We start from the raw sequence: 21,668 nt of genomic DNA on the forward strand, positions 1-21,668 counted from the left end.
CGCGCCGGAGGTCGACGCGGGTGCCGCAGGAAGCAATTGCACGGCGACTGGCCGAGGGATCGGGGCGCGACAGCAAGGCCTGGCGCTCGCCGTCCGCGCGTGGCGGTACGGCGGTGCCCCTGCGCTGTCCGTGTTCGAGGAGGAGTGGTCCCCGGCGGCGGATTCACTGGCACGCGCGCGTGCCGCCCTGGAGTCGGCCCGGGACGAGGACGAGCGGCCGCGGCTCAGCCCCTCCGGCAACCGCTGGAGCGTGGTCTGCGGACAGGCCCAGCTGCGCCGACGCTGACGCCGAACACCTAGAACACGCACAGTGCACGCGCGCGTGTGCCGTCCGACGACGGCCACGCGCGCGTGGTGCTCAGGTCAGGGGCTTGGTGAGCTTATGGTCACCGGCGCCGACGTCCCCGGAGAGACTGCAGGCGACGTTGTCGATGCCGATCTTGTAGCCGGTGGAGTCCGGGTACTGCACCAGCGTGCCGCGCACGGTGCCCGAAGGCTGCTTGGCCGCCTTGCGTTCCAGAGGCTTCTTGCACAGTGCCGACGCGGCCTTCTTGAGAGCGGCGTCGGTCGTGTAACTGCCTTCGAGCTCGGCCACCTTGACGACTTCGGCGTCGTGCGGCTTACCACAGGAGCGTTTGGTGGCCTGCCCTGGACGCTTGTCGTCGGTGTCGAAGCAGTCGCCCGACTGCAGTGAGTAGTACGGCACTTGGCCGCCGGCCGGCGACGGGAACAGTGAGTCCAGGTCGCTGGGCACCTGTGAGGGCAGCGAAGGCGTGATGCTGGGGAGCCCGGAGGGGATGCTCAGAGACGGAGAGGGAGAGCCTTTCGTGCTCCCGCTGCTCGCGGAGGGCGACTTCTTGTCGCTCGGCGAGCCGTTGCCCCGGACGGCCACCAGCACGACGGCAGCCACGACACCGACGGCCACGATCACGGCGAGCAGGATGAAAAGGCGGCGGCGCCCTCCGGGACGAGGCCCCCCTGGGCCACCGGGCGAGCCGGGAGGCTGAGGCGGCTGCCAGCCCCCACCCTGTCCCGGCGGGCCATAGCCACCGGGGGGTGGTCCGTAGCCCCCGGGCGGTGGTCCGTAGCCACCGGGGGGTGGTCCGTAGCCCCCGGGCGGCGGATCGTAGCCTCCAGGAGGCGGACCGAAGCCGCCACCCCCTGGAGGCGGGGTTCCTCCCGGCGGCCGCGGGGGCTGGGGCGGTAAGGGTGGCGTGGCCATACCGTCAAGAGTCGCCGCGAACCGGTCATGATGCGACCCCTGCGCGGAAGTTGATACGGACTCATGCCTTGGATCACATGATTCCGGATTTTCCGCGCAGAGATCGACAGAGCCCTACAGGGACACACGGCCTGGGGCCTGCCCCGGCCGGGGCGGGCCCCAGGCCCCCGCGCCCCTCGACGGCTCAGCCCCGCGCGGCCAGCAGGTGGTCCATCGCGAGCTGGTCGAGGTGCTCGAAGGCCATCCCTCGCGCGGCGGCCGCCTCGACGTCGAAGTCCTCGAAGGCCGAGCGGTCCGCGAGCAGTCCGGCCAGCCCCTCCGCCGCGGTGGGCTGCGCCAGTTCGTCGAGCCGGGAGGCCACAAGCGCCTGCTGCACCTCCGGGTCGGCCCGGAAGGCGGCCGCACGCTCGCGCAGGATCAGGTAGTTGCGCATGCATCCCTCTGCCGACGCCCACACCCCGTCGAAGTCCTCGGTGCGCGGCGGCTTGAAGTCGAAGTGCTTCGGCCCGGCGTAACCGGCGCTCTCCAGGAGGTCGACAAGCCAGAAGGCGGATCGCAGGTCCCCCGCGCCGAAGCGCAGGTCCTGGTCGTACTTGATGCCGGACTGGCCGTTGAGGTCGATGTGGAAGAGCTTGCCCGCCCACAGGGCCTGGGCGATGCCGTGCGGGAAGTTCAGCCCGGCCATCTGCTCGTGGCCGACCTCGGGGTTGACGCCGTACATCTCCGGGCGCTCCAGGCGCTCGATGAAGGCCAGGGCGTGACCGACCGTGGGCAGCAGGATGTCGCCGCGGGGCTCGTTCGGCTTGGGCTCGATCGCGAACTTGAGGTCGTAACCCTGGGAGATCACGTACTCGCCGAGGAGGTCGAAGGCCTCCTTCATGCGGTCCAGGGCGACGCGTACGTCCTTGGCGGCGCCGGACTCGGCGCCTTCCCGGCCGCCCCACGCGACGTAGGTCTGCGCGCCCAGCTCGACCGCCAGGTCGATGTTGCGGATCGTCTTGCGCAGCGCGTAGCGGCGCACGTCGCGGTCGTTGGCGGTGAAGGCGCCGTCCTTGAAGACGGGGTGCGTGAAGAGGTTCGTGGTGGCCATCGGCACGGTCATCCCGGCCGTGTCGAGGGCCTGGCGGAAGCGCTTGATGTGGGCCTCGCGCTCGGTGTCCGAGGACCCGAAGGGGATCAGGTCGTCGTCGTGGAAGGTGACTCCGTAGGCACCGAGCTCGCCCAGACGCTGCACCGTCTCGACGGGGTCGAGGGCACGCCGGGTGGCGTCGCCGAACGGGTCCCTTCCCTGCCAGCCGACGGTCCACAGGCCGAAGGTGAACCTGTCCTCGGGGGTGGGCTGGTAGTTCATGCCGCGGCTCCTTGCTAGCTCCGACTATTTCGTCATGGCGGTTAACAAATTAGTATGCGAAGGCATCTCTGGGAAGAGACGAAGTGCGAGAGCCGGGCCACGCCGGTCCGAAAAGCCCCACACCAGCACAGATCCCGCGAAGCCGCGGAAGAGGGAGAGCCCGATGTCAGCAGCCGAGGGTCCGCTCGTCGTCGGGGTGGACACATCCACCCAGTCCACCAAGGCCCTGGTCGTCGACGCATCGACCGGACGGGTGGTTGCGAGCGGGCAGGCCCCGCACACGGTCTCCACCGGAGCAGGCCGCGAGAGCGATCCGCGACAGTGGTGGGACGCTCTGTGCGAGGCGCTGCACCAGTGCGGTGACGCGGCGCGTGAGGCCGCCGCGGTGTCGATCGGTGGGCAGCAGCACGGGCTCGTCACTCTCGACGCCCAGGGCAGCCCCGTACGTCCGGCGCTGCTGTGGAACGACGTGCGGTCCGCGCCGCAGGCACGTCGGCTGGTCGAGGAACTGGGCGGCCCGAAGGCGTGGGCCGAACGCACCGGCAGCGTGCCGGGCCCGTCCTTCACGGTCACGAAGTGGGCCTGGCTGGCCGAGCACGAGCCCGAGGCCGTCCGGGCGACCGCGGCCGTACGGCTGCCCCACGACTACCTCACCGAACGCCTGACGGGCCAGGGCACGACCGACCGCGGTGACGCCTCCGGCACGGGCTGGTGGGCGTCGGGGACCGAGGCGTACGACGAGGAGGTCCTCGCCCACGTCGGCCTCGACCCGGCGCTGCTCCCCCGCGTCGTCCGCCCCGGCGAGGTGGCCGGAACCGTACGCGACAGGCATGACCTGCCCTTCTCCAAGGGCACCCTGGTCGCGCCCGGCACCGGCGACAACGCCGCCGCCGCGCTCGGCCTCGGCCTGCGCCCCGGCACCCCGGTACTGAGCCTCGGCACCTCCGGCACGGTGTACGCGGTCTCGACCCGGCGTCCCGCCGACCCGACCGGCACCGTGGCGGGCTTCGCCGACGCCCGCGGCGACTGGCTTCCGCTGGCCTGCACGCTCAACTGCACGCTCGCCGTCGACCGTGTCGCGGCTCTGCTCGGCCTGGACCGCGAGGCCGTCGAGCCGGGCCGGGACGTGACGCTCCTCCCGTACCTGGACGGAGAGCGCACCCCGAATCTTCCGCACGCCTCGGGACTGCTGTCCGGACTGCGCCACGACACCACCGGCGGGCAGCTGCTCCAGGCGGCGTACGACGGCGCGGTCCACTCCCTGCTGGGCGCCCTCGATCTGGTGCTCGACGCGGACGCCGACCGCTCCGCACCGCTGCTGCTCATCGGCGGGGGTGCGCGCGGCACGGCCTGGCAGGAGACCGTACGTCGTCTGTCGGGGCGCCCGGTCCAGGTGCCCGAGGCGAAGGAGCTGGTCGCGCTGGGGGCCGCCGCCCAGGCAGCCGGGGTGCTGACCGGCGAGGATCCGGCCGCGGTCGCCCGGCGCTGGGACACCGCGCGAGGTCCCGTACTGGACGCGGTGGAGCGGGACGAGGCGACGCTGGCCCGGATCGCCGGGGTACTCTCCGACGCAGCCCCGCTGCTGGAGCGCGAGCCCGACCAGCGCTGACGAAGACAATGGGCACGACAGCCCCGAGGGGCCCGGCCGGACGAGGATTGACGGAGGCATGACCGCACCGCTGCACGAGGACCGCCCGACCGGTTCCGGCCGCCGGCTGCCCGACACCCAGCAGGGCATGCGGCGCCGCAACCTGTCGCGGGTCATGCACACCGTCAGCGCCGAGGGGTCGCTGTCGCGGGCCTCCGTGGCCTCGCGCATCGGTCTGACCCGGGCCGCCGTCTCGACCCTGGTCGACGAGTTGATCCGCTCGGGGCTCCTTGAGGAGTTGGGCCCCGAGCGCCCCGGCCGGGTGGGCCGCCCCGGCTCGGCGCTCGCCGTCAGCGGGCACGGCCCCGCCGGGATCGGCGCGGAGGTCGGCGTCGACCATCTCGCCGCGTGCGCGGTCGATCTGCGAGGTCAGGTGCGGGCGCGTGCCGTACGCCACGGCACGAACCGCGGCCGACCGCCCGAGCCGGTGATCGAGGAACTGACCGGTCTGATTCGTCAGGTCATCGCCGAAGCGGACCAGGAGGGACTGTGGTCCGCGGGCCTCGCGGTCGCCGTGCCGGGCCTGGTGGCACGCGACGCCCGGACCGTGGTCCGCGCCCCCAACCTCGACTGGCACGACACCGACCTCGGCGCACTGTTGCCGCACGACCTGCCGCTGACAGTGGACAACGAGGCCAACTTCGGCGGCCTCGCGGAATTCTGGCTCGGCGACGCGATGCCACGCGACTTCCTCCATGTGTCGGCGGAGATCGGCATCGGCGCGGCGGTGGTCGTCGACGGACGGCTGCTGCGCGGAACACGTGGTTTCGCGGGCGAGCTCGGGCATGTCCCGGTCCGCCCGGAGGGACCGGAGTGCGCCTGCGGCGGACGGGGATGCCTGGAGCAGTACGCGGGCGAGGAAGCAGTCCTGCGCGCGGCCGGTCTGAAGCCGGGCACGGATCGTGTCGGCCTGCTGGCCGAACGAGCCGCCCATGGCGACACCGCCGTACGACGCGCCCTGCACGACGCCGGAACCGCGCTCGGCATCGCCCTCACCGGGGCGGTCAACCTCCTGGATCCCGAGACGGTCGTCCTGGGCGGCGAGCTGTCGGGCCTCGCGCCGTGGCTGCTGCCCTCCCTGGAAAGCGAGTTGGCGCGGCGCACGGCGGGTCCTGCCTGTGCTGTGTCCGTCTCACGGCTGGGGCCGGAGGGCCCGCTGCTGGGCGCGGCGCACTCGGTGGTGCGCGCGGTACTGGACGATCCGGCGTCGGTGGCGGGCCGCGCCTAGCGGTTCTCGCCTCGGGGTGCGCGGCACCCGTGTGCTCGCGCCTCCACTCTGCGCGGGGCTCGCGCCCTTCCGCCTTCATCCCGGGGTGTCCGGACTCTCGTGCGCCGGGCGGTCATTCACTCGACCGGGTGACGCAGTTGTCCACAGTTCCGGAGTTCTCCACCGTCGGACACCACACCCTTCCTGCTCAACCGGCAAGCGCCGTACCGTGATTCACGCGAGGCGCAGCCATCCGGCCGATCCACCGACCGCCCGTGTTCACAGTGACGAGACCTCGTCCACCGACCCTCGGCAGAGCGGAGCCGTACAGCCATGAGCGACCCCCGGATCCTGACCGTGCGGCCCGAACCGGGCGAATACGCGTGGACGTTCGGCGGTGCGCCGCCCGTGGCCCGCATCGCGCCGGGCACCGTCCTCGACCTGTACACGGAGGACTGCTTCGCCGGACGCGTGAGGTCGGAGAAGGACCTCGTGTCCGAGGTGTGCGAGTTTCCGTTCCTCAACCCGCAGACGGGTCCCTTCCATGTGGAGGGCGCGGAGCCGGGTGACACCGTGGCGGTCCACTTCGTGTCGATCGAACCGGCCCGCGACTGGGCGGCGTCGACGACGGTCCCCCTGTTCGGCGCGCTCACCTCCACGCACAGCACGGCCACGCTCCAGCCACCACTGCCGGAGACGGTGTGGATCTGGCACCTCGACCGAACGCGGCGCACCGCCCTGTTCAGCGCGCATGACAGTGACATCCGCATCGAGCTGCCCATGGATCCGATGCACGGAACCGTGGGCGTGGCGCCCGCGAATCTGGAGGTGCGCTCGGCGCTGGTACCGGACGCGCACGGCGGGAACATGGACACCCCGGAGATGCGGGCCGGCGTCACCTGCTATCTCGGAGTCAACGTCGAGGGGGCTCAGTTGAGCCTGGGCGACGGGCATGCACGGCAGGGCGAGGGCGAGACCTGCGGGGTCGCCGTCGAGTGCGCGATGAACACGGTGGTGGTCGTCGAGCTACTCAAGGGGATCGCCACGCCGTGGCCGCGTATCGAGTCCGACACGCACATCATCTCGACCGGCTCGGCGCGGCCTCTCGAGGACGCCTTCCGGATATCCCAACTCGACCTGGTGCAGTGGCTGGTGCGTGACTACGGATTCAGCGAGCTGGACGCTTACCAGTTCGCGACCCAGGCGGTCGAGTCTCCGCTCGCCAACGTCTGCGACACCAACTACACGTGCGTGGCCAAGATCCGCAAGGAGTGGCTGCCCGCGCGCGAGACCCATCGCGGGCTGCATGCCCAGCTGCGCGAAACGGCCGCGGCGCTCCGCCGCTGAGCCGGCCCGATCCGACGCCGCGGCACACCCGGCCACGGCTACCCCATACCGGCCTCCGAGATGGATACGGTGTTCCGGCACCGGCTGGGCGCGGCGGCTGCCGGACCCGGGCGCCGAGCAGGAGACACCGACTCGGCAGGCCTCAACCCCCCACCACCGAAAGGCAGATGCTCCATGGAGCGCGCCAGATCGTTCCCCAGCCGACGGCGGCTGTTGAAGGGCGCCGCCCTCGCCGCCATCCCCTATGCGTTACTTCCCGACACCCGGGCCACGGCGCAGGCCGCGGTCGTCGACTATCCACCGGCCGAATGGGCGCCGGCGAACACGTCCAACCGCACGGCATCGAACCGGCCGTCGAGCTACCCCGTCGACTACGTGATCATCCATGTCACACAGGCGACCTATCCGACCACCCTGTCCATCTTCCAGAACCCTCAGAAGAAGGTGTCCGCGCACTACGTGGTGCGCTCGGCCGACGGACATGTCGCCCAGTGCGTCCGTGAGCACGACGTCGCCTGGCACGCGGGGAACTGGGACTACAACACCCGCAGTGTCGGCATCGAGCACGAGGGCTGGGTGGACCAGCCCGCCTACTTCACCAACGCGCTCTACGAGGAGTCGGCCAAACTCACGGCCGCGATCTGCACGCGGTACGGCGTCCCCAGGGACCGCGCGCACATCCTCGGGCACTACGAGGTCCCGGGCACCGACCACACCGACCCGGGCCCGAACTGGGACTGGACCCGCTACATAAGGCTCGTCAACTTCGTCTGACCAGCCGTCCGCCAGGGTGCCGGAGTGTATGGGAGGAGCCAGGTGGTGCGGGTGACAAGTGGGCACCGCGGTCACCAGGCTTGTCCGCGCCCGCACCGGGAGTGACGATGGCTCCAGCCGTAACGCCCTCCGGGAGGACGAGTTGACCGATCCTTGGGTGGCCCTGGAACCGGGCGCCGACCCCGTCGAGCGGGTGCGGGCACTGCGCCGCGCCCACGAGACGTTCACCGAGGCGGGCACGGTACCGCGACCGGTGCGGTCCGTGGTGGCCGACTCGTGGCGGCGTTCGGCGCGGGCCGGGGTCGGACCCGACGGCACCGCGAGCGTCGAGCTCACCGATGGTGACCTGGGCTCGTACCGGGCGGAGCATCCGCTGGCGCGGGTGATGCCGCTGTTCCGTGAGCTCATGGGCACGTTCGCGGCGGACGGCGAGCATCTGCTGGCGGTGTGCGACGCGCAGGGCAGGCTGCTGTGGGTCGAGGGGCACCCGACGACGCGGCGGCGGGCGGACCGGATGAACTTCGTGCCGGGCGCGCGCTGGTCGGAGACCTCGGTCGGCACGAACGCGCCGGGTACGGCCGTCACCGTGGACCGGCCGGTGCAGGTGTTCGCGGCGGAGCACTTCATACGGTGCGTGCAGCCATGGACGTGCGCGGCGGCGCCGGTGCACGATCCGCGAACCGGGCGCGTACTCGGCGCGGTGGACATCACCGGAGGGGACGGGCTCGCGCATCCGCACAGTCTCGGTTTCGTCCAGGCGGTGGCGCGGGCGGCCGAGTCGCAGTTGGCGTTGCTCACACCGCCCGAAGCGGGCCCCGGCACGATCGAGCTGACGGCACTGGGTCGCGACGAGGCCCAACTGCTCGCCGAGGGGCGCAGGATCAGACTCAGCCGCCGGCACAGCGAGATCCTGGTGCTGCTGGCGCGGCACCCGGAGGGGATGACCGGCGACGAGCTGCTGTGCGCGCTGTACGAGGACGAGTCGGTGACGCCGGTGACCCTGCGTGCCGAACTGGCCAGGCTGCGCCGGCTGCTGGGTCCCGGCCTGCTGGTGTCGCGGCCCTACCGGCTCACGGCGGCGGTCGAGTCCGATGTGGCGAACGTGGAGCGTCGGCTCGCCACGGGCGCGGTCACGGCGGCCGCGTCGGCGTACTCCGGCCCGTTGCTGCCCGGTTCGGGGGCACCGGCCGTGGTGAGACTGCGGCGCAGGCTGGCCGACGGGCTCCGTACTGCGCTCATCGCCCGCAGCGATCCCGATCTGCTGGCGGACTGGGCGCGCGCGCCCTGGGGGGAGGACGACCTCGACATCTGGCGGGCGCTGGCCGCGGTGCGTCCGGCACCGGCCGTGCGCGCACGTCTGGACGAGCTGGAGTCGGAACAGACCGCGACCGCGACCTGGACACGCTCCGCGCCCGGCGCCCGGCCCCGCGTCGCGGTCCCGCACAGGCGCACGCCTCCGGCTCCGCGCTGACGGACGCCTCCCTCGGAAGCACCACGCAACACGCAACTGCCGTCTGTCACGCGGGAGGTTGCGCGGGGCGCCAGGACGAGCCCGAGGAACCCGCCGACCCGTCCGCCGCAGTCGAACCCACCCGTCGGCGCGGTGGGGGCAGCGGCGCAACGTGGTTGCAACGTCCACGTTCCTAGCCTCGCGGGGAGAGCTGTCCAACGGCGGGCAGCGCTTCTCCGGGAGGCAGACCAGCATGACTCGTTACACGGCGCCCGGCACCGACGGCGCGATCGTCTCCTACCAGGCGCGTTACGACCACTTCATCGGCGGCGAGTACGTGCCCCCGACGCGGGGACAGTACTTCGAGAACCCCAGCCCGGTGAACGGACAGCCGTTCACGGAGATCGCGCGGGGCACCGCCGAGGACGTGGAGCGCGCGCTGGACGCGGCCCACGCGGCCGCACCCGCCTGGGGCCGCACCTCCGTTACCGCACGCGCCGACGTGCTCCTGAAGATCGCCGACCGGATGGAGGCGAACCTGGAGAAGCTGGCGGTCGCCGAGAGCTGGGAGAACGGCAAGCCGGTGCGCGAGACGCTGGCCGCCGACATCCCGCTCGCCATCGACCACTTCCGGTACTTCGCGGGGGCGGTCCGCGCCCAGGAGGGCTCGCTCGGTGAGGTCGACGAGGACACCGTCGCGTACCACTTCCACGAGCCGCTCGGCGTCGTCGCGCAGATCATTCCGTGGAACTTCCCCATCCTGATGGCCACCTGGAAGCTCGCCCCGGCACTGGCGGCGGGCAACGCGGTCGTGCTCAAGCCCGCCGAGCAGACCCCGGCGTCCATCCACTACTGGATGAGCCTGGTGGCGGACCTGCTGCCGCCGGGGGTGGTGAACGTCGTGAACGGGTTCGGCGTGGAGGCGGGCAAGCCGCTGGCGTCCAGCCCGCGGGTGGCGAAGGTCGCCTTCACGGGTGAGACCACGACAGGGCGGCTGATCATGCAGTACGCCTCGGAGAACATCACCCCCGTCACGCTCGAACTCGGCGGGAAGTCCCCGAACATCTTCTTCGAGGACGTCTGGTCGGCTGACGACGACTTCCGCGACAAGGCGCTCGAAGGCTTCACGATGTTCGCGCTCAACCAGGGCGAGGTGTGCACCTGTCCCTCACGGGCGCTCGTCCAGCGCGGCCACTACGCCGAGTTCATGGAGGCGGCCGTCGCCCGCACCGAGCAGATCAGGACCGGTCACCCCCTCGACACGGACACGATGATCGGCGCCCAGGCCTCCAACGACCAGCTGGAGAAGATCCTCTCCTACCTCGACATCGGCCGGCAGGAGGGCGCGAAGATCCTCACCGGTGGCGAACGCATCGAGCACGACGGCGAGTTGAAGGGCGGCTACTACGTCCAGCCGACGATCTTCGAGGGCGACAACCGCATGCGGATCTTCCAGGAGGAGATCTTCGGCCCGGTCGTCTCCGTGACGTCGTTCAACGACTTCGACGACGCCGTCAAAATCGCCAACGACACACTGTACGGCCTCGGCGCCGGCGTATGGACCCGCGACATCAACACCGCCTACCGCGCGGGCCGTTCCATCCAGGCGGGCCGCGTCTGGACGAACTGCTACCACGCCTACCCGGCCCACGCGGCGTTCGGCGGCTACAAGGGCTCGGGAATCGGCCGCGAGAACCACAAGATGATGCTGGACCACTATCAGCAGACGAAGAACGTTCTAGTTTCTTACAGCCCAAAGAAACTTGGGTTCTTCTAGGGCCTGAAGTCGGTTGCCTGGAGGCGTCGTTGCGCTCCAGGCAACCCAACACCGTGGCCACCCTACGCGACTATCATGTCACTTTGCGTCACAGTTCATGCCCCGACCGAAGCGGTCCTGGACCAGCCACGGGCCAAACGGCACCCCTGTGGCACCTTCCGAGGGGTGTCTCCAGCGCGACAGTGAGTCTCGCGAATGACGATGCCAATTCGGTTCACGGAGTGTTCCTCAAGCTCGCCTGCTGCCTGATCACCCACCGTCGGATCCGGGTGCTGTGCTGACCCGTCAAGGGCAGTCAACCGGACGCCCTCGCTCCCTTCAGCGGCTCGGAGCGCAGGAAGCTGCGCATCTCTATGGCGAGTTGCGCATGCCCTCCCCACGATCGTGATTCGTCGTCGCCTCGAAATGCCACTAGTCGTCGGGGAGGCGGTCGCGCAGTCCCCAAGTCAACTGCACGCACTGTCCCGTGTGCTCAGCGGACAGCGTCAGGTCCCGTTCCAGCGATCGCCAGGCCCCGGGAACCGCTCCACCCACGGAACTCTTCCGACAGCTCGGGTTGCGTCCAGGGAAGTGGTGTATGGGTTTGAGCTGATCCGGGGGTTTGCTCCGGCGTCTTGATGAGGCCCGCAATAGATGAACGGCCACCGGCTGATCTTCGAGGTGCCGAAGCCCGAAGGAGATCAGCACGATGACAGCACCCGACAGTGTGCCCCTGCACGCCCTCGCCGAGGACAACCTCGCCGCGGCGAGTCCGATCTGCTGCGCCGCAATAATCAACGTTCGCCGACGCGCTCATGTCCGCGGAGGCCGATGCCCTCTGCAACGCCGAATACGGCCAGGTCAGCGACGAGCGAGTCCCCCACCGCAACGGATATCGCCCGGGCGAGTGGGACACCCGGACGGGCACCGTCGAACTCGCCATCCCCAAGCTCAGGTCCGGCAGTTACTTCCCGCGCTGCCTGCTGGAGCGCCGTCGGCGGGCCGAACAGGCCCTCATCAGCGTGGTCGCCACCGCCTACCTGCTGGGCGTGAGCACGCGCAGGGTCGCGAAGTTCGCCGAGTCCCTGGGCGTTACCCAGCTGTCGAAGTCCCAGGTGAGCGCGATGGCCAAGCACCTGGACGAGCAGGTCGCCGCGCTCCGCAACCGCCCCCTGGACGCCGACCCCTACGCGGTCGTCCGGGTCGACGCCCTCCCGCAGAAGGTCCGCGAGGGCGGCCGGATCATCAACGTCCACGCACTGATCGCGGTCGGCGTCAATGCCGACGGGCATCGCGAGATCCTCGGCCTGGACGTGGCCACCGCCGACGACGGCGCCGGCTGGCCGGCCTTCCTGCGCTCCCTGATCGCCCGCGGCCTGTCCGGCGTCCAACTGGTCATCTTCGACGCGCACATGGGCATGGTCAACGCGCTCGGCGCCACCCTGCCGGGCTCGTGCTGCCGGCGATGTCGTACTCACTACGCCCGCGCGCTGCTCAGCCAGGTGCCCAAGTCTGCCCAGCCGTGGGTGGGCACGCTGCTGCGGACCGTCTTCGAACAGCCCGACACCGACGCCGTGAAGGCCCAGATGCGGCGGCCTCGGATTACCGCGCCTGCTTTCTCGGAGCTGTCTCTTGCTTTTCTCGAATTCCGCAGGGGTTCAGGCACCATCGGGCGTTCCTGGCCTCGGCGCCCTCTCTCCTGCGCTCTCTTCGTTCAGGCGGCCGACCGCCCACGGCAAGAGTTCCTTCGCCAGAGCAAGGCTGAACGGCCTGGCCAGTGAGCGGAGTTCGGCGCAGGCCGTGGGACCGAGCGTGAGGTACGGGAGGGCGGCCAGCCTGTCGGTGGTGTGCTCGATCTCCGCCCTGCGCCGCGCCCCTTCCTCGGTCAGCGCCAGGTCCGGTCCGTCGTCGAGCCATCCGCGCTCACGTAGGCTCTGCACGGCCTCGCCCCACTGCTGCGGCGGCCATGCCCTCGAGTCGCGCAGGACCCCTGCACCGACGTCGCCTGCGGCGGCATGCGTGACGAGAGCTTCGATTCCGCTCAGTTGGGCGGTCAGCAGTGCCCCCACATGACCGTCGCCACGGAACTCCCTCAGCAGAGTCTGCGCGTGCCAGAGCACGAGGTGGGGCTCGCTGGGCCACGACAGTGCGGCGTGCGCGGCGAAAAGTGGGCGGCCTTGCGGGTGGTGCACAGTCACTTCCGCTGCGGTACGCGCCAGTTCCGCCGCGCGGGCCATCGCCGGTGAGAAGACCTCCGCGCCGAGGATGCGGCGGAGCGTGGCATCGATCCCCGCGAGCCGGGCAGCGGTGAACTGCTGCGGCGTAGCGGCCTCCCATGCCGCGGGTATGGCCCGGCGCACCAGTTGTGGATTGAAGTTGTAGAACGTGGCGATGACCACCTCCGCCGAAGCCGCGCCGAGCGCGGCCGAACGGGACGCGAAGTACCCCGTCCTGGCGTCCACGCCCAACTCGCCGTACCGGCCTGCCGCTTCGAGCGAGAAGTAGACGGCCCCGTGGTAGGGCTCGAGGGTTCTCCAGGTCTCGCGCGCGTAGGCGAGGCTGTCGCGGGTCAGGTTCTGCGCCTGCGTCATGAGCGGCTCTCCGTCCTGTTGCGGATGAAACGTTGGTGTTCATCGAGCACATGAAGGCGGCGGGACAGACACCCCGCGATACGTACCGCTTGGTCGGTATGCTATCGGAGTGCGGCTCCGGCGACTACTGCCCTGCCGCCAGTTCTCCGCCGCCTGTCCACGAAGACCAGGACGACGTAAACCCGCCCTAGAAAGCGGAGTTGGCGAACCAGTGACTCAGCAGGTCGTCGTCTCCGTCACGTGCGAAGCTCGCCGCGTCGTGGTGGAGTCGGCCGTAGACGAGCAGCAACAGATCGGCGGCGGTTCCATGAACGGTCGAGTCGGCGGTTTCGGCAGCACCAGGGTTCGTGTCGAGCCCGAAGCCGTCGGGCCGCAGGCGGACAAGCCAGTTTTCCTCACCGTCGGTCGCGCGGAAGCGGATGGCCTTGTCGGGACCGCGCAGGTTGGCGACGTGGGGCGCGAAGGAGGTGGCGAAGGGCAGATTGACGAGGAACTCGTCGACCCCGTCCACGGCCGACGGGCGGTCGATCGTGGGCCGGCGGCCCAGGGCCAGTTCGGCGTCGACCCGGTGCAACAGGGTCTCGAAGAGCATCCGGCGTGCCCAGAAGCGGGCGTGCTGATCGACGCCCCATGCCCACATGGGCAGGTCCGGGTCAGTGGCCGCGAAGGCTTGCGCTGCCACGGTCGCACTGTCGGTCAGCCAATCCGGGTACTCTTCCCGCCGCTCCGGGAGCCGCAGGTCCACCTCCCGCGTGCGCGGAGGCTCCTGGATGCGCGCGTGCAGAAGACTCGAGAACCAACGCTGGACGCCACCGGTGTGCTTGACCAGGTCTGCCAGTGTCCAACCGGGACAGCTCGGCACGGCGGTCGTCAGGTCGGCATCCTGGAGGGCTGCGACGAGTCGGGCGGTCTCCACCGCGATCGCGGCGCGGTGGTCGACCAGCGCGGGTCCGTGTGCGGGGCGGTCCAACGAGTTCATCGTGGGAGCCTTTCTCTGGGTGACGGCTTGGGGTGACCCCGGGTCGGCCGCCTGCAGGCGGCAGAACCTGTCGCCCTGCAGGCGCTCAGCGGCGGGTGCCGACACCTATGGCTTCACGACCCTCTCGATGGTCGCACCCGCACGCGCGCCCCACCCGCACGGGGATCCCTCGCCGTCCGTCTGGCCCACTTCGCTCGCGCCGCGTACTTCACGGGCACGAGCGGCATCGTGGTGAAGGGGCCGGCCGGCATGACGGGCGGGAGGCTGAACCTCGGAACGGTCAGGGGCGACGGCGACGCCTCCGGCCAGACGCTTGACCCACCGGGCGACGCAGCTGGACGGACGTGGCCGGCACGTCGCCGACGGCCAGCAGGGCGCGGGCGGTGTCGGTCGCCGCGCGGGTCCGGCGCTCTGGTGCGGGCAGCACGGCCGGCAGAAGGCCGGCGGCGTACGGCCAGGGCGCGGTCGACGTCGCCGAGCTCTCGGTGGATCCCGACCCTCGATGCCCGGAGTACGTCTCTTTTCAGCCACGCCTCTATATCGTCCCTGCACGGAAAGGTACTTCCGTACAGGAGCATGCACCTGACATCTTGCATCCACCACTCGTTTCGTACGGCCCGGCCGGTGCCCTCAGCACGGCCGGGCCGTTTCCGGAGGACGCATTGATACCCCACATATCCAGCCGCCCCAGACGCACGCTGGTACTGGCAGCCACGCTCGGCGCCGCCCTCGCGTTCGGCGCCCCGGGAGCCCTCGCGGGCACGCTCCCCGTCGCCCCCTCCACCTCGCCGGCCGCCAAGGCCCACGCTCCGGCCGCCGTACCGGCTGCCCAGAGTGCGGCCTGGGTGGCCGGCACCCGTGCCTACCTCGTGATCACCGCCCCCGGTGACAGCTCGGCGGTCCGCTCCGCGATCGCGGCCAACGGCGGCACCGTCTTCTCGAACTTCGACGCCATCGGCGTGATCGTGGCCCACTCGGCGTCCAGTGGATTCGCCGCCACCATGCGCGGCGTCGCCGGCGTGCAGCAGGTCGGCGCCACGCGTACCTCGGACGTCCCCGCCGACGCCTACAACCCGGCGCTCCCTGCCAATCCGGCCCAGGCCTCGACCCCGGCCGGAGAGCCGGTCCGGGCCGACATGAGCCAGATCAAGGCCGACCAGGCCTGGGCCGTGAACCCGGGCTCCGCCTCCGTCAAGGTCGGCATCCTGGACACCGGTGTGGACGACCAGCACCAGGACCTTGCGCCCAACTTCGACGCGGCCGACTCGGTCTCCTGCGCCTACGGCAAGCCCGACACCCGTGCCGGCGCCTGGCGGGACGTCGACACGCACGGCACCCACGTAGCGGGCACCATCGCCGCGGCCAAGAACGGCAAGGGCGTCGTCGGCGTGGCACCCGGGGTGAAGGTCGCCGCGGTCCGGGTCGCCGAGCCGGGCAACTCCTTCTTCTTCGCCGAGAACACCATCTGCGGCTTCGTCTGGGCCGGTGACCACGGCTTCAAGGTCACCAACAACAGCTACTACACGGACCCGTGGCAGTTCAACTGCCCGGACAACATCGACCAGGCCGCCATCATCGAGGGCGTCAAGCGCGCCCAGGAGTACGCCGAGGGCAAGGGCTCCCTCCAGATCGCCGCCGCGGGCAACGAGAACTACGACCTCGCCCACAAGACCACCGACTCCGCGAGCCCGAACGACTCGACGCCGGTCACCCGCACCATCACCAACGCCTGCCTCGACATCCCGACCGAGCTGCCGGGCGTGGTCACGGTCGCGGCCAACGGCACTGGCGTCACGAAGGCCTCGTTCTCCAACTACGGTCAGGGCGTCATCGACGTCGCGGCGCCGGGCAGCAACGTGTACTCCACCGTCCCTGGCGGCGGCTACGGCAGCAAGAGCGGCACCTCGATGGCCACCCCGCACGTGGTCGGCGTGGCGGCACTCATCGCCAGCGCCAACCCGGGCATCACCCCGGCGCAGCTCCGCGCCAAGCTGGCCGAGCAGGCCAACGACATCGCCTGCCCCTCGGACAGCCGCTGCACGGGCACGACGGCCAACAACTCGTTCTTCGGCGAGGGACAGGTCGACGCCCTCAAGGCCGTCGGGGCCACCCCGCCGCCCGGCAAGTACTTCGAGAACCTCGCGGACTTCGCCGTCAACGACAACGCGACCGTGGAGAGCCCGATCGCCGTCACCGGCGTGACCGGTAACGCCCCGGCCACCCTCAAGGTGGGTGTGGACATCAAGCACACCTACATCGGTGACCTGAAGGTCGACCTGGTGGCGCCGGACGGCACCGTCTACACACTGCACAACCGTGCCGGCGGCAGCGCCGACAACATCGCCCAGACCTACACCGTGAACGCCTCCTCGGAGGTCGCGAACGGCACCTGGAAACTGCGCGTCAACGACAACGCCGCCTCCGACACAGGCAAGATCGACGCCTGGAACCTGACCTTCTAGCTGTATTGATCACGAGCGTTGTCAACGCGGGTCGGTCTCGATCGTGACGCGCCCCACCGGAGTTCTTCGGCTTTCGAGCGCCATCACGTCGGCTTCGTACGGCGGCGTCGTCACGGCGTCACTCCGTCTCCCGCGTAGAGGTGACCGCCGGGGTTGGCGGGGTCCGCGATCAGCAGTACCTGATCACCGGCGCGGGGGATGCGCAGTTTCGAGACGATGGTCTGGAGCGTGACCGGGTCGGCGGTGGCCCCGGTGAGCTGGAGAACCAGGTCGACGACCGGGTCGTAGTTGACCAGCTTGCCGGTGTCGCTGATCGACACGACGACGGCGGGGATCGTCGGTACGCCCATGGCGAGCAACTGCCGCACGGTGGCACCGGAGTTGTACGTGCCGAGCGTCTGCTGGAGCTTGGCGTAGTCCTCGCCGCCGAGCGTCGCGCGCGTCATACGGCCGTAGAAACCCTTGCCGCCGGCCATCTGCTCCACGATCTTTGCGGCCTTCTCCTCGCGGCTCTTGCCCTTGCCGAAAATTCCCATGCTGTGCCTGCCCTTCCGGTCCGTTCTGCCTGGTGGTGTGGACGTTAGGAGGCGGGCAGCGCCTACCGATCCCAGGTTCGACCACCAGTTCCCCCAGGACGTACGCTCTGCCCATGCCGTCCCCGAGCCAGCCGTCGACCGGTGAGCGCCGTCCGCGCGCCATGGTCATCGACGGGGCTTGGCGCGGCCTCGGGCCGGGTCCCCAGGCGCTGAGCGGGCCCGGTGGCGCGCCGCTGACCCGGACGGTCAAACTGATCGTGCTGCCGCTGATCGTCCGGCCCGCGCTGCGTCCGGAGCTCGCCGCCGACTTCGTCGACGCGCAGGGGGCGGAGCAACTCGACGCGCTGATACGGGAGTCCGGCGCGGTTCTGGAAGCGACGGCACGGTGGTTCACGCTGCTGAAGAAGACCCGCCGGGCGCTGGGGATCGTGGCAGGCAACCCCCAGGACCTGTATTTCCAGCGGTGCTTCGAGCTGGCGAGCGAGCATGGGGCGCCGGGGCCCGGCGCGGACGCGGTGGCGAGGGCGGTACTCGAAGACGTCGTGGACGCTTCCGGCGGACGGACGGTGGAGGCGCTGAAGGAGCATCTGGCGGACGCCGTCCGGCGCGCCCGGCTCGACGCCGAGCTGGCAGCGGCGTGGGACGCCCGCGAAGCAGTACCGGGCGCCGCCGATACGGGCCTGGCGGCCGAGGTTCTCGAGGCCTGCGGTGCGGCGGGGGCTGATTCGCCGGCCTTCGCAGTCATGGTGCGGGCCGGGCACGGCAGCCTGCTCGGGCGATTCCTGTGGGCGGCGCACCCGGCCGACGTCTGGCACCGCGCCGACGTACCCCCGCACCTCGGACTGACCGCGCACCACGTGCCCCCACGCCCCGAGGTCGGCGTGAGCGCCTCGACCGCCACCCTCCCCGCGCCGTTCGACCGCACACTCTTCGAACGGCTCTTCACCGTGCTCCAGGCGTCGACCCACCGCGAGCAACTGCCGACCGTGCAGGAGCTGGTCCGGCGGGAGGTCGACCGCAGCTGCGCCCCGCTGGGCCTGTACGACGAGAGCCTGCGCGTCACCGTCGTGCTCGGCGGCCGACTCGCGGTGGGCCTCGATCCGCTGGGTCTCGATCCGCTGAGCGCCGGAACCTCCGTGGCGGGGTCGACGGCGGCGCACCGCATCGTCAACAGCCGCTGGCAGCGGGAGGCTTCGGTCCTCCGAGCCCGCAGGATGACCGTCTCCCCCCGCCCCGACCCGGACGGCGGTGTGCTGAACGCCCTCGCCCAGGACCTGCGCACCCCGTGGGCCGCGTACATGCGGCGCCTCTGGGTACGGCTGCACGGGCGCGACGTCCGCGACGCGGCACTGCCCGACGCGGCATCGGCCTGGGGCGTGCTCGACGGGGTCGCCCGCTCGGTGATGATGGACCACCGCGCACGAGTCCGTACAGCGCTGCGCACTCTGTCGGCGGCCGCCGCGCCCGCCGTCGAGCCGAGGAGCGCGTGATGCCTGAACGGCGCTGTGCCATCACGCGAGCCGAGGACAACACCGTACGCATCGCGGGACCCTCCGCCGGTCCCCCCTTCACCCGGGCCGTTCTCGAAGTCGCGGGCGCCGTCCTGACCTGGCCCCTTCTCGGCCCAACAGGTTTTCCGGCAGCGGAGATTCACGACGTGGGGCAGGCCCAGCAGTGGCTGTGGGCGGTCTACGGTGAGCGCACGGCCGCCGCTGTCGACGCCGTCGCGTCGGGAACTTCGGCCGCCGAGCTGACGCTGCCCGAGCAGCCGACCGCTCTCGCCGAGGGTGCCGCCCGCCTCGCTTTCGGGCACTGGGCGGCCCGCTGGTGGCCGACGTCGTACCTGGACGGGATTCCCGCGCTCGAACGGGACGTGTTGGGGCTGGAGTTGGCCGCGCTGACCCACGAATGCCAGCAACTCATCGACGAGTCCGGGGCGTTGGAAGGTATCGATCTACTGGAGGAGCACCTGGGCGCGCTCGACCCGCTGATCCGTTGGCGGCAGTCGGGGGCCCCGCCTCGCCAACTGGACCGAGTCCTAGGGCTGATCGACGACGCGGCCGACAACGTCGGGCTGGACGGGGAGGCGCTACGGCGCCTCCGGTCGGCCCTGGAACAGGACCAGGGGCCGACCGCCGCGCCGCTACACCTCGCCGAACTCTTCGTGCAGCAGCAGGAGTTCGCTCTCGCAGCAGGTGGTCTCCGCCCCGCGGCCGGCCGCGTGATCGCCCGGGGCTCGGGGACCAACGACTGGTGCCGCTATCCTCCCGGCTTCGTCGACGCGGCCGAGGAAGCCGTGTCCTGGACGGCGTACGCGCTCGGCGCCGGGCGGCGGATCGAGGTCGAGGTCGTCGCCGACATCGCGGCCCCCGTGGGCGGGGTGCACCTGGCGGCGGAGGTCCAGGTGGACGGCAGCCCGCCGAACCGCGTTGCGCTGGCCAGGCGGGACGACGTGTGGACCGGCCGGGCGGACCTGGACATCCCGGCCTCGACTGCACCGAGCATCGAAGTCGGTGTCCTGCTGCCGGGGTTCGACCCGGGACCGGGTGCCGATGACGGTGCGGCACGGGAGGCAGTACGAGCCCTGGCCCGGCACCGGCTCAGCGTCGCGGCGGCACCGCACGACAGCACGGCCGCACACCCGGCCCCGTTCCTCGCCGAGATCGCGGCTGCCGCTGCCGTGGAGGAGGACTTCTAGCCCATGCCGGAAGACCCTGAAGACGCAGCGGAACAGGAAGAGCAGGCGGCGGGGCTCAGCTACGGCGAGCCCTTCGACAGCAGCTTCGCGCTCGCCGAGCGCCATCAACTCACCCCGGATCTCCCGGCAGCGCTGGCCGTCTACGGCGAACTCCTCGCCCTGGCCGAGTCGTTCGAGGACTCTCCCGACGTACAACTGCTGCGCGGGCACCTGTTGTCCGACATCGGGTCGGTTCAGCTCGCGGTCACGGATCTGCCCGGGGCGGCCCTGTCCATAGGGCGGTCCCTCGATCTGGTGCGGGGCATCGCGTCCGTGCCGATGGGACCGAACGGCCGTCGGCTGTGGCTGGAGGTCCTGCTGAAGACAGTGCTGGCCAGGGTCGAACTGTTGCGCAGGACCGGGCAGTTCGACGAGGCACAGAAGGCGATGGACGAGGCGACGGCCCTGTTGTCGGAGTTCGACGACATCGAGGGGCTGCGCACCGCCGAGATCGGCCTGAGCCGGGTGCATCTGCTGATGGACCGCAGCGCGTGGGGCGCGGCCGAGGAGCTGGCCTCCGCGCTGCTGGCCGACGCGCCGCCGACTGAGCCGTATCTGCTGGACTGTCTGGGAGTCGTCTGCGCCTCGACCGTGCGGTTCGAGCAGGCGGAGGACTACTTCGCCCGCGCGGAGGAAGCCCATCTGAGACTGGGCCACCACGCGGGGCGCCAACAGGTGCTCTCCCACCGGGCGTACGCGGCGCTGCAGGCCGGCAACCTCGACCGCGCGGAGGAGTTGTACTCCGAGGCCGCCGAGATCTTCGAACAGCAGGGCCAGGCCGCGGACTTGGCGGTCTGCGAACAGGCCCGTGCAGCCATCGCCGCATACCGCGGGGACGCGGCCGGCGCCGCCGCTCTGACGGCGTCCAGCCTGGCCCGCTTCCAGCAGGTCGGCGCCTCGATCGCCGCCGCCGACACCATGCTGATGGGCGCCCGGCACGCGTACGAGCGGGGCGACATCGACGAGATGAAGCGGCTCGCCCAGGGCGCGCGTGACGTGTACCAGGAGCGCGGGGTGTTCGAGCGGTGCGCCCAGGTGGACCTGATGCTCGCGCGAACCCTTGAGGACAACCTGAACCGGACCGACCACGGCGTCCACGAACGCACCTCGCTCGCCAATGCGCTCTCCCTCGCCCTGCCCGCCGCCCTGACGCTGGAAGCGGCCCGCTACGACTTCGCGACCGCCCACGCCCGCAGCCAATGGCTCCAACTGGCAGACGAGGCCATGCAGTTGGTCTTCCGTCTGGCCCTCCGCAGCAACGACCAGGGGCTGATCTTCGAGCTGGTGGAACACCGGTGCGCGGGCGCCTCCCTGGCGCTGAGCCGTACGTCCACCGCCGGCAAGGCAGCGGCGGTCTTCCCGGACGCCGCCATGAAGACGTACGCCCCCGATGGCGACGCTCCCCTGGCACTGGGCGGCATCGCGGCCGAGGCCGCCGCCTCCGTCGGCCTGCGAGTGGCACCACCACCGAAGGTCGTGATGTCGGCGGAGGCGGGCGGCCGTACCGCGCTCCAGGAGTACGTCCAGGCAGCCGAGTTCCGCTATCACCGGCGGATCGTGAGCGAGGATGAGGTGCCGTTCTGTCCGCCGACGATCTGACCGACGCGA

General features: G+C 70.9%; 15 protein-coding genes and 2 pseudogenes. 12 read left to right on the forward strand and 5 right to left on the reverse strand.

Translation table 11 applies throughout. From position 1 onward, the window contains the following. Positions 1 to 286, forward strand: a pseudogene (locus ABZS97_RS30930) (SWF or SNF family helicase); the annotation flags it as partial. 72 nt (positions 287 to 358) lie between these two features. Here ABZS97_RS30930 and ABZS97_RS30935 read toward each other — a convergent pair. Next, positions 359 to 931 carry a hypothetical protein gene (locus tag ABZS97_RS30935; protein ID WP_356142956.1) on the reverse strand — a complete coding sequence of 191 codons (573 nt, stop codon included), beginning with the start codon at positions 929 to 931 and terminating at the stop codon, positions 359 to 361. 475 nt (positions 932 to 1,406) lie between these two features. Then, positions 1,407 to 2,573: a xylose isomerase gene (xylA, locus tag ABZS97_RS30940; protein ID WP_356142958.1), complete on the reverse strand. Its 1,167-nt coding sequence runs from the start codon at positions 2,571 to 2,573 to the stop codon at positions 1,407 to 1,409. A gap of 163 nt (positions 2,574 to 2,736) precedes the next feature. Here xylA and xylB point away from each other — a divergent pair, with 163 nt between their 5' ends. The 7 genes and pseudogenes from xylB to ABZS97_RS30975 all read left to right on the forward strand — a co-directional run. Beyond that, positions 2,737 to 4,182, forward strand: a complete 1,446-nt coding sequence (gene xylB / locus ABZS97_RS30945; protein WP_356142960.1) for a xylulokinase — start codon at positions 2,737 to 2,739, stop codon at positions 4,180 to 4,182. Between the two features lie 58 nt (positions 4,183 to 4,240). Further along, complete coding sequence (locus ABZS97_RS30950) at positions 4,241 to 5,449, forward strand: ROK family transcriptional regulator (RefSeq protein WP_356142962.1); 1,209 nt, start codon at positions 4,241 to 4,243, stop codon at positions 5,447 to 5,449. A 312-nt stretch (positions 5,450 to 5,761) separates the two neighbouring features. Next, entirely contained in the window at positions 5,762 to 6,775 is a 1,014-nt protein-coding gene (locus tag ABZS97_RS30955; protein ID WP_356142964.1) for an acetamidase/formamidase family protein, read from the forward strand. Between the two features lie 174 nt (positions 6,776 to 6,949). Further along, the gene (locus ABZS97_RS30960) at positions 6,950 to 7,549 is read left to right on the forward strand and encodes a peptidoglycan recognition family protein (RefSeq protein WP_356142966.1); all 600 of its coding nucleotides are present in this window, start codon (positions 6,950 to 6,952) and stop codon (positions 7,547 to 7,549) included. A 142-nt stretch (positions 7,550 to 7,691) separates the two neighbouring features. Then, positions 7,692 to 9,020 (forward strand): GAF domain-containing protein, encoded by a 1,329-nt coding sequence (locus ABZS97_RS30965; protein ID WP_356142968.1) that lies wholly within the window; start codon positions 7,692 to 7,694, stop codon positions 9,018 to 9,020. A gap of 232 nt (positions 9,021 to 9,252) precedes the next feature. After that, positions 9,253 to 10,776: an aldehyde dehydrogenase family protein gene (locus ABZS97_RS30970; RefSeq protein WP_356142970.1), complete on the forward strand. Its 1,524-nt coding sequence runs from the start codon at positions 9,253 to 9,255 to the stop codon at positions 10,774 to 10,776. Positions 10,777 to 11,464: 688 nt separating this feature from the next. Then, positions 11,465 to 12,341: pseudogene (locus ABZS97_RS30975) on the forward strand (IS256 family transposase); the annotation flags it as partial. Between the two features lie 72 nt (positions 12,342 to 12,413). Here the strand turns inward: ABZS97_RS30975 and ABZS97_RS30980 are convergent. Then, positions 12,414 to 13,346 (reverse strand): hypothetical protein, encoded by a 933-nt coding sequence (locus tag ABZS97_RS30980; RefSeq protein ID WP_356142972.1) that lies wholly within the window; start codon positions 13,344 to 13,346, stop codon positions 12,414 to 12,416. Between the two features lie 187 nt (positions 13,347 to 13,533). After that, the gene (locus ABZS97_RS30985) at positions 13,534 to 14,325 is read right to left on the reverse strand and encodes a maleylpyruvate isomerase family mycothiol-dependent enzyme (RefSeq protein WP_356142974.1); all 792 of its coding nucleotides are present in this window, start codon (positions 14,323 to 14,325) and stop codon (positions 13,534 to 13,536) included. Between the two features lie 662 nt (positions 14,326 to 14,987). Between ABZS97_RS30985 and ABZS97_RS30990 the strand changes: the two genes are divergently transcribed. Beyond that, on the forward strand, positions 14,988 to 16,787 hold the full coding sequence (locus ABZS97_RS30990; protein ID WP_356142976.1) for a S8 family serine peptidase: 1,800 nt from the start codon (positions 14,988 to 14,990) through the stop codon (positions 16,785 to 16,787). Positions 16,788 to 16,897: 110 nt separating this feature from the next. On the opposite strand, the gene ABZS97_RS30995 is transcribed toward ABZS97_RS30990, so the two are convergent. Then, positions 16,898 to 17,323 carry a hypothetical protein gene (locus ABZS97_RS30995; RefSeq protein ID WP_356142978.1) on the reverse strand — a complete coding sequence of 142 codons (426 nt, stop codon included), beginning with the start codon at positions 17,321 to 17,323 and terminating at the stop codon, positions 16,898 to 16,900. Positions 17,324 to 17,436: 113 nt separating this feature from the next. Between ABZS97_RS30995 and ABZS97_RS31000 the strand changes: the two genes are divergently transcribed. The 3 genes from ABZS97_RS31000 to ABZS97_RS31010 are packed head-to-tail and all read left to right on the forward strand — an operon-like array spanning position 17,437 to position 21,659. Further along, positions 17,437 to 18,813 carry a hypothetical protein gene (locus ABZS97_RS31000; RefSeq protein WP_356142980.1) on the forward strand — a complete coding sequence of 459 codons (1,377 nt, stop codon included), beginning with the start codon at positions 17,437 to 17,439 and terminating at the stop codon, positions 18,811 to 18,813. Continuing rightward, positions 18,813 to 20,021 carry a hypothetical protein gene (locus tag ABZS97_RS31005; protein WP_356142982.1) on the forward strand — a complete coding sequence of 403 codons (1,209 nt, stop codon included), beginning with the start codon at positions 18,813 to 18,815 and terminating at the stop codon, positions 20,019 to 20,021. The genes ABZS97_RS31000 and ABZS97_RS31005 overlap by 1 nt, the downstream gene beginning before the upstream one ends. A 3-nt stretch (positions 20,022 to 20,024) precedes the next feature. Beyond that, positions 20,025 to 21,659 (forward strand): tetratricopeptide repeat protein, encoded by a 1,635-nt coding sequence (locus tag ABZS97_RS31010; RefSeq protein ID WP_356142984.1) that lies wholly within the window; start codon positions 20,025 to 20,027, stop codon positions 21,657 to 21,659. Positions 21,660 to 21,668 lie beyond the last annotated feature (9 nt).

Origin of the sequence: Streptomyces sp. NPDC005485, assembly GCF_040606085.1 — a bacterium.
Lineage (GTDB): Bacteria > Actinomycetota > Actinomycetes > Streptomycetales > Streptomycetaceae > Streptomyces.